Source organism: Anditalea andensis (genome assembly GCF_000714815.1).
In the GTDB taxonomy this organism is placed as follows: Bacteria; Bacteroidota; Bacteroidia; order Cytophagales; family Cyclobacteriaceae; genus Anditalea; species Anditalea andensis.
On sequence record NZ_JMIH01000064.1, the window covers coordinates 1 to 478 of the forward strand.

Sequence of the window (478 nt, forward strand, 5' to 3'; positions counted from 1 at the left end):
TTGTATATCTCTCTCAAATTCATTATTTTAACATACCTTTTTACCACAAGAGACCACCAAATTTTTTAATTACAATTTTCTTCATGAAAAAAAACAGACAATCGACCAGACTGACAGGATTTGATTATTCCAATCCTGGATTTTATTTCCTGACCATATGTACTTTTCAAAGGGAACATTTATTTGGCAGAATTTCGTCAGGATCCATGGACTTAAACATAGCAGGAAAAACAGCCACCGAATGTTGGTTGGAAATCCCCAAACATTTCCCCCACGTAATCCTGCACGAATATGTGGTCATGCCCAACCATATCCATGGTATAATTGAACTAATGCCCTTAAACGGAATTGAAAAGATTCCCTCCGTAGGGGCGAAAAATTTTTCGCCCCTACGGAGGGAATCCAACCCAGTCCCTTTTGCATCCCCATCCAAAACCATAGGGTCGATCATTCGTGGATTCAAAATTGGGGTTACAAA

General features: G+C 39.1%; 1 protein-coding gene. It reads left to right on the forward strand.

The annotated features are described in order from the left end of the window. Positions 1–83: 83 nt before the first annotated feature. The coding region (locus tag EL17_RS22365; RefSeq protein WP_035080082.1) for a transposase at positions 84–478 on the forward strand (395 nt) is incomplete at its 3' end.